The sequence below is a fragment of the Novosphingobium sp. TK71 genome (assembly GCF_055361505.1).
Genome location: NZ_JBSZKA010000001.1, coordinates 1,635,864 through 1,649,481 on the forward strand (window position 1 = coordinate 1,635,864; position 13,618 = coordinate 1,649,481).

10 protein-coding genes are annotated in these 13,618 nt (G+C 66.3%); 9 read left to right on the forward strand and 1 reads right to left on the reverse strand.

The window, feature by feature from the left end; all coding sequences use genetic code 11:
- Nucleotides 1–5 precede the first annotated feature (5 nt).
- From ACXJ16_RS23260 to ACXJ16_RS23295, 8 genes are all read left to right on the forward strand, one after another.
- On the forward strand, nt 6–308 hold the full coding sequence (locus ACXJ16_RS23260; RefSeq protein ID WP_054438565.1) for an urease subunit gamma: 303 nt from the start codon (nt 6–8) through the stop codon (nt 306–308).
- Nucleotides 305–610, forward strand: a complete 306-nt coding sequence (locus ACXJ16_RS23265) for an urease subunit beta (RefSeq protein ID WP_463922287.1) — start codon at nt 305–307, stop codon at nt 608–610. Before ACXJ16_RS23260 ends, ACXJ16_RS23265 begins: the two co-directional genes overlap by 4 nt.
- Entirely contained in the window at nt 610–2,322 is a 1,713-nt protein-coding gene (gene ureC / locus ACXJ16_RS23270) for an urease subunit alpha (RefSeq protein ID WP_132469654.1), read from the forward strand. The genes ACXJ16_RS23265 and ureC overlap by 1 nt, the downstream gene beginning before the upstream one ends.
- Nucleotides 2,323–2,407: 85 nt before the next feature.
- Nucleotides 2,408–2,965 (forward strand): urease accessory protein UreE, encoded by a 558-nt coding sequence (gene ureE, locus ACXJ16_RS23275; RefSeq protein WP_054438570.1) that lies wholly within the window; start codon nt 2,408–2,410, stop codon nt 2,963–2,965.
- Complete coding sequence (locus ACXJ16_RS23280; RefSeq protein ID WP_054438572.1) at nt 2,955–3,635, forward strand: urease accessory protein UreF; 681 nt, start codon at nt 2,955–2,957, stop codon at nt 3,633–3,635. Before ureE ends, ACXJ16_RS23280 begins: the two co-directional genes overlap by 11 nt.
- Nucleotides 3,632–4,294, forward strand: coding sequence for an urease accessory protein UreG (gene ureG, locus ACXJ16_RS23285; RefSeq protein WP_054438575.1), 663 nt, complete (start codon nt 3,632–3,634; stop codon nt 4,292–4,294). Before ACXJ16_RS23280 ends, ureG begins: the two co-directional genes overlap by 4 nt.
- Nucleotides 4,294–7,653, forward strand: coding sequence for an ATP-binding protein (locus tag ACXJ16_RS23290; RefSeq protein WP_443478650.1), 3,360 nt, complete (start codon nt 4,294–4,296; stop codon nt 7,651–7,653). The genes ureG and ACXJ16_RS23290 overlap by 1 nt, the downstream gene beginning before the upstream one ends.
- Before the next feature lie 13 nt (nt 7,654–7,666).
- Complete coding sequence (locus tag ACXJ16_RS23295; protein ID WP_463922290.1) at nt 7,667–8,581, forward strand: response regulator; 915 nt, start codon at nt 7,667–7,669, stop codon at nt 8,579–8,581.
- Nucleotides 8,582–8,626: 45 nt separating this feature from the next.
- Here ACXJ16_RS23295 and ACXJ16_RS23300 read toward each other — a convergent pair whose 3' ends face one another.
- A complete protein-coding gene (locus ACXJ16_RS23300; RefSeq protein WP_463922291.1) occupies nt 8,627–10,702 on the reverse strand; it encodes a tetratricopeptide repeat-containing sulfotransferase family protein in 2,076 nt (691 codons plus the stop codon).
- A gap of 385 nt (nt 10,703–11,087) precedes the next feature.
- On the opposite strand from ACXJ16_RS23300, the gene ACXJ16_RS23305 reads away from it, so the two are divergent.
- Nucleotides 11,088–13,550 (forward strand): TonB-dependent receptor, encoded by a 2,463-nt coding sequence (locus ACXJ16_RS23305; protein ID WP_463922292.1) that lies wholly within the window; start codon nt 11,088–11,090, stop codon nt 13,548–13,550.
- Nucleotides 13,551–13,618 lie beyond the last annotated feature (68 nt).

Sequence of the window (13,618 nt, forward strand, 5' to 3'; positions counted from 1 at the left end):
GGCCAATGAACCTCACCGGTCGCGAAAAAGACAAGCTCATCATCGCCATGGCTGCCATGGTCGCCCGCAGGCGGCTTGAGCGGGGCGTGAAGCTCAACCATCCCGAGGCCATCGCCCTCATTTCCGACCATGTGGTGGAAGGCGCGCGGGACGGGCGGCCGGTGGCGGAACTCATGGCCAGCGGCGCCCATGTCCTCACCCGCGACCAGGTGATGGACGGCATTGCCGAGATGATCCACGACATCCAGGTCGAGGCGACCTTCCCTGACGGCACCAAGCTCGTCACCGTGCACAGGCCGATCCGATGATCCCGGGCGAAATCATCCCGGCCGAGGGCGAAATCGTGCTGAACGAGGGGCGCGAGGTGATCGCCCTGTCCGTGGCCAATACCGGCGACCGGCCGATCCAGGTCGGCAGCCATTATCACTTCGCCGAGACCAATCCCGCGCTATCCTTCGATCGCGAGGCGGCGCGCGGATATCGGCTCGACATCGCCTCGGGCACGGCGGTCCGCTTCGAACCGGGCCAGACGCGCGAGGTCCAGCTTGTTCCCTATGCCGGCGCGCGCCGCGTGTTCGGCTTCCGCGCCGCCGTGATGGGAGACCTCTGATGCCGGTGACGATGAACCGCCGCGCCTATGCCGGGATGTTCGGCCCCACCGTGGGAGACCGCGTGCGGCTGGGCGATTCCTCGCTGCTGATCCGCATCGAGGAAGACCGCACCGTCTACGGCGAGGAAGTGAAGTTCGGCGGCGGCAAGGTGATCCGCGACGGCATGGGCCAGTCGCAGATGACCCGGGCCGAAGGTGCGCCCGATACCGTCATCACCAATGCGGTGATCCTGGATCACTGGGGGATCATCAAGGCCGACGTCGCCCTGCGCGACGGGCGGATCAGCGCCATCGGCAAGGCGGGCAACCCCGACGTGCAGCCGGGCGTGGACATTCCCATCGGCCCCGGCACCGAGATCATCGCCGGCGAAGGGCGCATCCTCACCGCCGGGGGGATCGACGCGCATATCCACTTCATCTGCCCGCAGCAGGTGGAAGAGGCGCTGAATTCCGGGATCACCACGATGCTGGGCGGCGGCACCGGCCCGGCGCACGGCACGCTCGCCACCACCTGCACGCCGGGTGCGTGGCACATCGGCCGCATGATGCAGGCGCTGGAATCGCTGCCGATGAACTTCGGCCTGTTCGGCAAGGGCAATGCCTCCACCCCCGCCGCGCTGGAGGAGATGGTCCGCGCGGGCGTATGCGGGCTCAAGCTGCACGAGGACTGGGGCACCACGCCCGCCACGATCGACTGCTGCCTCAAGGTGGCGGACGAGTACGACGTGCAGGTCACGCTCCATTCCGATACCCTGAACGAAGGCGGCTTCGTGGAAAGCACGATCGCCGCCTTCGCGGGCCGCACCATCCACGCCTTCCACACCGAAGGCGCGGGCGGCGGCCATGCGCCGGACATCATCCGCGTGGCAGGCCTGCCCAACGTGCTGCCCTCCTCCACCAACCCGACCCGGCCCTACACCGTCAACACCATCGAGGAGCACCTCGACATGCTGATGGTGTGCCACCACCTCGATCCCCGCATCGCCGAGGACGTGGCCTTCGCCGACAGCCGCATCCGCAAGGAAACCATCGCGGCGGAAGATATCCTTCACGATCTGGGCGCCTTCTCGATGATGTCGTCCGACAGCCAGGCGATGGGCCGCGTGGGCGAAACGGTGATCCGCTGCTGGCAGACCGCCGACAAGATGAAGCAGCAGCGCGGCAGCCTTGGCCCGGACGATGCCGATTCCGACAATTTCCGCGCGAAACGCTACATCGCCAAGTACACCATCAACCCGGCCATCGCCCACGGGATCAGCCATGTCGTCGGCTCGATCGCGCCCGGCAAGCTGGCCGATCTGGTGCTGTGGTCGCCAGCCTTCTTCGCGGTGAAACCGGACATGGTCATCAAGGGCGGCGCCATCGCCGCCGCGCCGATGGGCGATGCCAATGCCAGCATTCCCACGCCCCAGCCGGTCCATTACCGGCCGATGTTCGGCGCGCTGGGCGCGGCGGGGGTGGCCTCCTCGCTCCACTTCGTCTCGGCGGCGGGGATAGAGGGCGGCGTGGCGGAGCGCCTGCAGCTCCAGCGCCCGCTGGAAGCCGTGCGCAACACGCGCGGGGGCATTTCCAAGGCATCCATGGTGCTCAACGACGCGATGCCGCATATCGAGGTCGACCCCGAAACTTACGAGGTCCGTGCCGACGGCGAACTGCTCACCTGCGAACCGGCGAAAGTGCTGCCGTTTGCCCAGCGCTATTTCCTGTTCTGATGGGCCTCCCCTCTCGTCATCGCGGGGAAAAGCTGATTATGCCGTCGGCCCGGAGCAAGATTCGGAACAACACAGGGCCCTTCCCATGCTGACCGTCCACGAAGTCATCCCCCACGGTCACTGGACCGGCGAGGCCGCCGACCGCATCACGCTGGACCATGACGCGCGCCACCGCCGCCGCTGGTACTATACCGCAGACAACGGCACCGCCTTCCTGCTCGACCTGCCGCGCGCGCAAGTGCTGGGCCACGGCGATGCGCTGCAGCTCTCGGACGGGCGGCTGGTGGAAGTGCTCGCCGCGCCCGAGGCACTGGTGGAAGTGACGGCGGACAGCGCGGCAACGATGATCCGGCTCGCCTGGCATATCGGCAACCGCCACTTGCCCGCCGAACTCCACCCCCATGCCATCCGCCTGCGCGACGATCACGTCATCAACGCCATGCTCGAAGGGCTGGGCGCCACGGTGACCAGGCTGGAAGCCGCCTTCACGCCCGAGGGCGGCGCCTATTCCGGCCACGGCCATGCCCACGGACATGACCATTCGCACGGGCACGACCATTCGCAAGGCCATGGGCATCACGACCACGGCCACCATCATGACCATGACCACGATCATGACGGCCCCTGCTCCCATGCTCACTGACGGGGCGCTGCACCGGCTGCTCGCATGGACTTCCCCGTCCTATCCGGTCGGCAGCTTCACTTACAGCCACGGCCTCGAAACCGCCGTGGAGGATGGCCGGGTGCGCAGCGCCATGGACGTGGTCGCCTATGTCGAAGCGGTGCTGGCGCGCGGCGGCGGCTGGGTGGATGCCGTCCTTTTCGTGCACGCCTGGAAAGCCGCCGGCGATGACGCCGCCTTCGACGACATCTCCGAACTCGCCGCCGCCTTCCGGGGCAGCAGCGAAACCGCGCTGGAGGCCCGCCAGCAGGGCGCCTCGTTCCTTGCCGTCACCCGCAAGGCCTGGCCACACCCCGCGCTGGACGCTTTCTCGGCGCGCAACGGCGACTGGCCCGTCGCCCACTGTACGGTCATGGCGCTGGCCTGCGCGGCGCACGGCGTGCCGCTGGAAAGCGCGCTCCACGCCCTGCTCCATTCCACCGCCGCCAACCTCGTTTCGGCAGGCGTGCGGCTGGTTCCGCTCGGCCAGACCGACGGGCAACATGCCATCGCCGCGCTTGCCCCGCTGATCGAACGGATCGCCGCCCGCGCCCTCGTCACGCCGCTGGAAGACCTCGGCACCGCCGCGCCGGACCTCGAACTGGCGTCGATCGCCCACGAAACCCTCTACACAAGGCTTTTCCGCTCATGAGCACTGCCCCAACCGCTTCAGGTCACGGTCCCCTGCGCGTCGGCATCGGCGGCCCGGTCGGCTCCGGCAAGACCGCGCTGACGGAACGCCTCTGCAAGGCCATGCGCGAGGGTTACAACATCGCGGCCATCACCAACGACATCTACACCCGCGAGGATGCCGAATTCCTCACCCGCTCCGGCGCGCTCGCCCCGGAGCGGATCATGGGCGTGGAAACCGGCGGTTGCCCGCACACCGCCATCCGCGAGGATGCCAGCATCAACCTCGTCGCCGTAGACGAGATGGCCAGGAAATTCCCCGGCCTCGAGGTGATCTTCATCGAAAGCGGCGGAGACAACCTGGCCGCCACCTTCAGCCCGGAACTGGCCGACATCACCATCTACGTGATCGACGTTTCCGCGGGCGACAAGATCCCGCGCAAGGGCGGCCCCGGCATCACCCGTTCGGACCTGCTGGTCATCAACAAGATCGACCTTGCCCCGCTGGTCGGCGCCGACCTGGGCGTGATGGACCGCGACGCCAGGAAGATGCGGGGCACGCGGCCCTTCCTGTTCTCCAACCTCAAGGACATGGTCGGGCTGGACGAAGTGGTCGACTTCATCGTCGCCAGCGGCGGCCTGCGCCCGCGCGAGCCCGCTCCCGTCACCGAAATCGGGTGATGAAGCAGCCCGACTACGTCCTGAAAGACAAGCGGCTCTACAACAAGTGGGTCGCGACGCAGACGCTTGAAGACTATGCCCTGCGCTTCACCGCCGATGCGGCGCGGCGCTGGGCGCCGCGCACGGTGGCGGGCACCGCCATCGGCGCCACCGCCTTCCTCGCCTGCGAGGCGATCGGCGCCTCGATCACGCTAACTTACGGTTTCGCCAACAGCGTGGCCGCCATCGCGGCGGGCATGGCGCTGATGTTCGTGCTGGGCCTGCCCATCGCCTACCAGTCCGCCCGGCGCGGGCTGGACATCGACCTGCTGACGCGCGGCGCGGGCTTCGGCTATCTCGGCTCGACGATCACCTCGCTGGTCTATGCCTCCTTCACCTTCCTGCTGTTCTCGGTGGAGGCGACGATCATGGCGGTCGCCCTGCGCGCGATGACCGGGATGCCGATGAGCGTGGCCTACCTGATCTGCGCGCTCGTGGTGATCCCCATCGCCTTCTACGGGATGAGCGCGATCACCCGGTTCCAGGCCTGGACGCAATACGTCTGGATCGTCCTGCAAGTCGCGCCGATCGTCTACATCGTGTGGTCTGGTCCTGCGGCGCTGGCCGAATGGTCTCACTATTCCGGCAGGTTCGGGCTGGCGGACGGCAGCGTAACCCTGCTTCACTTCGGGCTCGCACTTTCCACCCTGCTTTCGCTGCTGCCGCAGATCGGCGAACAGGCGGACTACCTGCGCTTCCTTCCGCCGGAAGCGAAGATCGGCCGCACCCGCTGGTGGACCGCGATGCTGATCGGCGGGCCCGGCTGGACCCTGTTCGGCGGCACCAAGCTATTGCTGGGCTCCTACCTCGCCTGGTTCGTCACCAGCCGCCACCTCATGGCGGACGATCCGTCCAGCCCCACTGCGATGTTCCATGCGATCTTCACGCAGATGACCGGCTGGCCCGCGCTCTCGCTGGTGCTGACGGGCCTGTTCGTGGTGGTGTGCCAGCTCAAGATCAACGTGACCAATGCCTATGCCGGCTCGATCGCGTGGTCCAACTTCTTCTCGCGCCTCACGCACAGCCACCCCGGCCGCATCGTCTGGATGGTGTTCAACGTGCTGCTGGCGCTGCTGCTGATGGAAATCGGCATCTTCACCGTGATCGAGCAGATCCTGATCCTTTACGCCACGGTAGCCGCCGCGTGGATCGGCGCGCTGGCGGCGGATCTCATGATCTCCAAGCCGCTGCGCCTCTCGCCGCGCGGGATCGAGTTCAAGCGCGCCCACCTGAACGACCTGAACCCGGTGGGCCTCGGCGCCATGGCCCTGTCGATCGCGGTGGCGACATGCGCGCATTTCGACCTGCTCGGCCCGCTGGCACAGGCGTTCGCGCCGGTGATCGGGCTGGCCGTGGCTTTCACCGCCGCACCGGTGATCGCGCTTGCCACGCAAGGCCGCTACTACATCGCCCGCCGCACCCGCTGGTCGCCCGACCAGACCGACGCCACTTGCGTGATCTGCGAGAACCGCTTCGAGCTCAACGACATGGCGCACTGCCCCATGTATGCGGCGCCGATCTGTTCGCTGTGCTGCACCCTCGAAGCGCGCTGCCACGACCGCTGCAAGCGCGACAGCCGCGCGACACAGCAGCTCGCCCGCTGGCTGGAGCGGCTGGTCCCGCGCCGCGCGGCCCGCTTCGTGCATACGCCGGTGGGGCACTTCGTATTCGTGATGGCGGCGATCGTCTCGGTGATCGGGGTGATCGTCGGCACGCTTTCCTGGCAGATCGAGCTGACCTCGCCCAATGCCGCCGCCCGTTTCTCCTCGGTGCTGATCGGCCTGTTCCTGCTGCTTTCGCTGTGCGGCGGGGTGATCGCGTGGATCATCGTGCTGGTCCACCACTCGCGCCGCTCGGCGATGCAGGAAAGCGAACACCACGTGACCCTGCTGATGAACGAGATCGAGGCGCACAACCGCACCGAGAAGGAACTCCAGGCCGCCAAGGAAGCGGCCGAGGCCGCGAATTCGGCAAAAAGCCGCTACCTCGTCAGCGTCAGCCACGAAATCCGCTCGCCGCTCAACTCCATCTACGGCTACTCGCAGCTCCTGGAGCGCGGGCATGACGTGACCCCGGTGGAAGCGGCCAAGGTGATCCGCCGCAGCTCCGAACACCTCACCAACCTCGTAGAGGGCCTGCTGGACATATCGCAGGTCGAAAGCGGTGTGCTGCGCATTTCCAGCGAGACGGTGCGCTTCCCCTCCTTCGTGGACCAGATCGCCAACATGTTCCGCCCGCAGGCGCAGGCCAAGGGGATCGCCTTCCATTTCGAGCGCCCCGAACGCCTGCCCGGCTTCGTGCGGACCGACCAGAAACGCCTGCGCCAGATCCTCATCAACCTGCTGTCCAACGCGATCAAGTTCACGCCGGCAGGCTCGGTTACGTTCCGCGTCCAGTACCGCAGCGAAATGGCGACGTTCGAGGTGGTCGACACCGGCATCGGCATCTCGCCCGAAGACCTCGCCAAGGTCTTCGAACCGTTCGAGCGCGGCGGCAATCCCGATGCCCAGCGCCAGAAGGGAGTGGGCCTTGGCCTTGCGATCACGCAGGCGCTGGTTCGCATCCTCGGCGGCGACCTTGCGGTGGTGAGCGAGCCGGGGCAGGGAACGCGCTTCACCGTCCGGCTGATGCTGGGTCAGGTCGCCGGGCCAAAGCAGGATGTCGAGGAAGTGGACCGGGTCGCCGGCTACGAGGGCGAACGCCGCAAGGTGCTGGTGATCGACGACGATCCCGCCCAGATCGGCATGGTCCGCAGCCTGCTGGAACCGCTGGACTTCACCGTGCTCGATGCATCGAACGGCACAGGGGGCCATGCCCTCGCGCTGGCCGAGCGGCCCGACATCGTCCTGCTCGACATCTCGATGCCCGGCGAATCCGGCTGGGATATCTGCGCACGCCTGCGCGAAACGCTCGGCAAGGACGTGAAGATCGTGATGGTCTCGGCCAATGCCCACGAATTCAGCCGCGGCGGCGATGGACTGGCCAGCCACGACATGTTCCTCAAGAAGCCGGTCGAACTCGACGCCATGCTGGATGTCGTGGCGGAACAGCTCTCGATCCGCTGGATCGGCGAGAAGCCCGAAGCCATGCGCCCGCCCGCCATCGATCCGGGCATTGCGCCGCTGCCCGCCGCCGCCGCGCCGCTCCTGGCCGAGATCGAACAGAAGGCGCTGATCGGCCACGTTCGCGGGATCGAAGCCGCCATCCGCACGCTGGAACGCGAAGTTCCTGAAGCCGCCCCGCTCGTCGCGCAACTGGTGGATCACCTCGACCGCTTCGACATACAGATGCTCCTCAAGACCGCCAGAGCCCACACATGATGACCCGCAAGCCATGACCGTCCATACCGACACCGTGCTCGTCGTCGACGACACGCAGGAATCGCTCCGTTTCCTGACCGACACGCTGGAATCCTCCGGGATATCGGTGCTGGTGGCGACGAGCGGCGAGGCGGCGCTGCAATTGCTCGGCCATGTCGTGCCCGACCTCGTGCTGATGGACGCGGTGATGCCCGGACTGGACGGCTTCGAGACCACCCGCGCGATCAAGGCGCTGCCGGCACGCGCGCATGTGCCGGTGATCTTCATGACCGGGCTCACCGAAAGCGAGCACGTCGTCCACGCGCTCGATTCAGGCGGGGTCGATTACTTGCGCAAGCCCATCGTCGTGGACGAGCTGCTGGCGCGGGTGCGCGTCCACATGGCCAATGCCCGCATCGCGCACGGCAGCCATTTCGCGCTCGACGCCACCGGGCGCAGCCTCATCGCGGTGCAGGCCGAAGGCCGGATGGGCTGGTGCACCCCCACGGCCGAAAAGCTGCTCCAGACGTTCGCGCCCGACTGGTCGCGCCATGGCGGGGAACTGCCGCCGCTGCTGCTGCCCCCATTCATGCGCCTGTTCCAGGACAGTGCGGCGCCGGGCACCACCACCAAGCTCGACCTCGAAGGCGGACGCTCGCTCGAAGCCGTAGTGGTCGGCCGCTCGCGCCCCGGCGAACTGCTGGTGCGCGTCAACCTGATCGACCCGCAGGCCGATATCACCTGTTTGCAGGAACACTTCCGCCTCACCCAGCGCGAGGCCGAAGTGCTGCTGTGGATCAGCTACGGCAAGCCCAACCGCGTCATCAGCGAAATCCTGGCGATCAGCCCGCGCACGGTGAACAAGCACCTCGAACAGGTCTTCGAGAAACTGGGCGTGGAAACCCGCGCCGCCGCCGCGGCTTTCGCGGTGCGGGTGATTTCGCAGTAACGGCGGCCCGCGCAGGTTAGGCCAACCTGCGCGGACCGGTTTTCCTCAGGCCAGCCGTTCCCGCCACTCGTCAGGCGCATCGGGATAAGCCGCCAGGACCGGCCCCAGCGCGGAAACGAGATCGCCCAGCCACGGTTCGAAGCGCTTCCAGTGCTCCACCGCATCGGTGAAGATCGGCTGGCGCACCTGTTCCGAACTCGCGGTGCGGACCGCTCGCTCGGTCTGCCAGAAGGCAAGGCAGGCGTCCTCGAACGGCAGGCCGAGATGGCCGAGCAGCCGCGCCACCTCGCCCGGCGTATCGGCCACCATGCGCTCATAGATCACGCGGTGCACCGCCCCCGGCGCCGCCTGTTCGAATGCCGCCATCTGCGCCGTGTAGTCTCGGTAATAAGCGCCAATCCCGGCGAGATCGTACGTGAAGTCCTGCCCGCGCGCGAAATGCTGCTTCCAGCCGGAGAAGCAGCAGCCCAGCGGATGGCGCCGCGCATCCACGATCCGGGCATTCGGCAGGATCAGGCGGATCAGGCCAAGGTGCTGCCAGTTGTTGGGCATCTTGTCGATGAAATGCGGCTTGCCGCTCTGCCGGTGCGCGCGGGTGCGCTCGATATACTCCTCGCCCAGCCGCGTTCGGTCGGCCGGGGAGAGCGAGGCCATCAGCGCGCCGTAGTCGGCGAATTCGCCTTCCTCGATCCGCGATTCGAGGCGCGCGGCGATCATCATCAGATCGGGCAGTTCCATCGTCCCCTCGACCATCGAATGACTGGCGAGAATCTGCTCCACCAGCGTCGATCCGGCGCGCGGCAGGCCCACCACGAAGATCGGATCGGCAGCAAGGCAGCCGCCTTCGCCGCGCCCCGCCAGAAACGGCGCGGTGAAGGTCGCCGCATGATCGCGGGCATGGCGATGCGCCTCCGCAGCGCCGAACGGCTCGCGCGCGGCGCGCAGGCGGTTGCCCGTCTCGTAGTGGCCGAAAGCCTCGGCATCGGCGCCCGCATCCTCCAGCGCCTTGCCGAGCGCGAAGTGCAGGTGCACCGCATCCTCGCCCTGCGCCTGTTCGCCTTCGAGACCGGCCAGCGCCGCGCGCATCGCCGCCAGGTCCTCGGCGCCGAGGCGCACGGTCTTGAGGTTGGCCAGGCTCCACCACGCCTCGCCCAGCGACGGCGCCAGTCGGCCCGCGCGGCGATAAGCGGCAATGGCATCGTCGCGCCGGCCGATCGTCTTGCAGACATGGCCGAGGTTCATCCAGATCCGCGGCTGGTCTTCGCGCCGTTCGAGCAGCGCTTCGTAGATCGCCTTGGCCCCATGCTGCTCCCCCGTCCGCACGAGGAACGAGGCCTTGAGCATGGCATGGGCAGGGCTGAGGGGATTGCGCGCGATCAGTTCGTCAGCCTGGGCAAGCGCTTCGGGAAGGCGGTTCGCCTGGCCTAACACGCGGGCCAGAAGGTCGCGCGCGGCCTCGAAACCCGGGGCCAGCGATATCGCCCGCTCCAGCAAGGCTACCGCATCATCCAGCCGCCCGATCCGCCATGCCAGTTCGCCCATCATGCGAATCGCGGCAGCATTTTCGGGATCGCGGCGCAGGAAATCGTGCAGCAGCTTCTGCGCCGCTTCGAAATGCCCTTCGCCCAGCGCCAGCGCGGCCTTGACCAGATCGGGGTCGCGCGTTGCCGCCCTGACCGCAGCAAGGTCCGCCTGGCCGGCCTCCGCCTCGCGCGTCCGCCCGGTTCCCTGATCGCGAAGCGCCGCCGCCAGTCCGCTCCATGCCGGGCAGAGATCGGGACGCAGGTCACCGGCACGGCGGAACGCGGCTTCGGCCTGAACCGGTTCGCCAAGTTCGCGGCATACCTGCCCCAGTTCCAGGAACACCAGCGCCGCGCGCGGCTGGGTCGCCGCGAGATCGCCGAGAATCGCCCTTGCCGCGCGCCCCTTCCCCATCCGCCGCAAGGCCCGCGCCTCCACCAGCCGCGCCTGCGGATGACCGGGCAGCGCGCGCAGGATTTCCAGCGCCTGGGCATGCGCGATGTCGGGCCTTTCGGCCAGCAATCCGGCCGCATGGGACAAGGCCGTTTCAAGCGTTCCTGTGGCCGGTACTTGGGCGGGAGCGACGGGGGAGTGAGCCATGAAACTCCTATGTGCAACTGCGAAACAGATCTAGGACATATGTTCAGGCTCGTCGAGTCCCGCAACTCGCAAACTGGAAAGTTCGCGTAGGAACCTGAAAGATAAGATCACATTTTAGCGCCTTGACAGCAGAAAAATGACTGTCACTATCCAATTTAGGACGGGTGTTCGGAATGCTGCGATTGCGAAGCATTCCCTTTTATCTCTGGTAATTCGGCGTCGGCGAAGTCTTGTCGGCGAACCCGGAAGGCGTTGCTTCCGGGACAGGAGGAGGTTGCCTTCGCCAGACCCAAAGGGCGCGAAGGCGGTGCACGGCGACCCGCCGGCAAGGCGGGAGCTTTCGGGCCGGGAGAGGGCACGAAACGACAATTTGGGGGTCCATGACATGCACTTGACTACGCGGCATCGTCGCGCCGGTGAACTATGCCTGCTGGCGACGACGATACTCACACCCTTCGCGCTTCCGGCCACGGCCATGGCGCAAGAGGCCGGCGCGCCTCAAGCCTCGGAACAAACCACGGCGCCGTCGTCGGGCCTCACCGATATCGTCGTCACCGCCACGCGCACCTCGGAAAGCGTCCAGCGCGTACCGATCAGCATACAGGCGCTCGCGCCCGAAAAGCTCGACCAGCGGCAGGTCGCCAACTTCGCCGACTATGCCAATATCCTGCCTTCCGTCAGCTTCGCGACATTGGGCCCCGGCCGCAGCGAACCGTTCTTCCGCGGCATTTCGGTCTCGGGTGGGGCACTGCCGACAGTCGGCGTCTATCTCGATGAAATCCCGCTGACCACCGCAGGCCGCATGCCGGACCTGCACATCTACGATATCGAGCGCATCGAGGCGCTTTCCGGTCCGCAAGGCACGCTGTTCGGCGCCAGTTCGCTGGCCGGCACCCTGCGCATCATCACCCAGAAACCCAAGCTCGGCGAGTTCGAGGCCGGTTACGATGCGCAGATCAACAAGTACGGCGCAGGCGATCCGGGCGCGCAACTCGAAGGTTTCATGAACCTGCCGGTGACCGAAAACGTCGCGATCCGCCTGATGGGCTACTACCGCCACGATGGCGGCTACATCGACAACACGCCCGGCTCCTACAATTTCAAGCTGGGCGACGACGATCCCGACACCAATTACCTCCTGACCAACGACGATCTGGTCAAGAAGAACTACAACCCCGTAACCGACTGGGGCGGCCGCGCCACCGTTTCGGTGGATCTGGGTGACGACTGGCTGATCATGCCGTCGATCACGTACCAGAACCTCAACGCCAAGGGCTCGTTCAACTACGATCCCGACGTCGGCGACCTCAAGGTCCACGATTATTCGGAAACCTACAACAAGGACAAGTGGTACCAGGCCGCGCTGACCATCCAGGGCCATCTGGGCGACTTCGACCTCGTATCGTCGACCGGCTACTTCAAGCGCCGGATCAAGAACGCCAACGACTACACCTACTACTCGGTCACTTACGACAACTTCGGGCCGGGCTACGAATCCTACCTTCAGTTCAAGGATGCCGACGGAAACTTCCAGAACCCGGCGCAGGCCTATTTCGGCAATCAGCGCCAGAGCAAGTTCACGCAGGAACTGCGGCTTTCCGTGCCGAAGTCCTGGCCCTTCACCCTGACTGCCGGCGCCTTCTACCAGTACCAGAAGCAGAAGACGGACAGCGATTACTACATCAGGGATCTGGGCTATCTCTCGACCTTGCCGATCAACGCCGGGTCCAGCCACGCGGTGAAGCGCGATGCCTTCTACCTCGTGGAAACCAACACGGTGTACAAGGACTTCGCCCTCTTCGCCGAAGGCACTTACGAGATCGTGCCCAATCTCAAGGTGACGGGCGGCATCCGCTACTTCGACACCAAGAACAGCAACTACGGCTTCGGCGGCGTCGAAGCCAGCGCCCGGTCCAGCCGCGCCTACAATACGCTTACCGGCGAACAGGGCTGCGACGTGCCGCTGCCCGACGAACGGCTGACCTGCATCAACACCGACATCAAGTATTCGGAAAAAGGCGAGACTCACAAGCTCAGCCTCGCCTGGCAGGCAACGCCGGACAAGATGCTCTACGCGACCTACTCCACCGGGTTCCGCCCCGGCGGCGGCAACCGTATCGCCCCGACCCAGCCCTACAAGGCCGATACCCTGACCAACTGGGAAATGGGCTTCAAGACCACCTGGGGCAACAACTTCCGCCTCAACGGCGCGGTCTACTACGAACAGTGGAAGGGCGTGCAGTACCTGGTCGTGCCGTTCGGCTTCCAGGGCGCGGGCCTTCGCCTCAATGCCGGCGATGCCCGGGTCTACGGCGTGGAAATGGACGCCGAATGGAAGATCGGCGATCTCATGCTGAGCGCCGCCGGCGCCTACAACGATGCGGCGCTGGCGGAGAATTTCTGCAAGATCACCCGCGATTCTCCCACCTCGGACTATTACCAGCTCGCCTCCTGCCCCGATGTCGGCCAGCAGGCCGCCGCCAAGGGCACCCGCCTGCCGCGCCAGCCCAAGTTCAAGACCAACGCCACCGCGCGCTACAGCTTCATGGTCTCGGATTTCGACGCGTTCGTGCAGGCCGCAGCCTTCTACCAGACCTCCAGCACCTCGGACCTCGACACGTACAACAACAGCCTGCTCGGCAACACCAAGGGGTTCGAGAGCTTCGATTTCTCGGCAGGCTTCAAGAAGGACAACTGGTCGGTGGAAGCCTTCATCCAGAACGCCTTCGACAAGCGCGGGGCACTGAGCAAGAACACCTTCTGCTCGATCGCCTACTGCTCGGACTCGTCGCGAACCTACCCGATCAAGCCAAGGTTCTTCGGGCTGAAGTTCGGCCAGCGGTTCTGACGGTCTCTCACCAACCCACCTTGTCGCCCGCCACGGTTCATCCGTGGCGGGCCTTTTTTTTTGGGGAA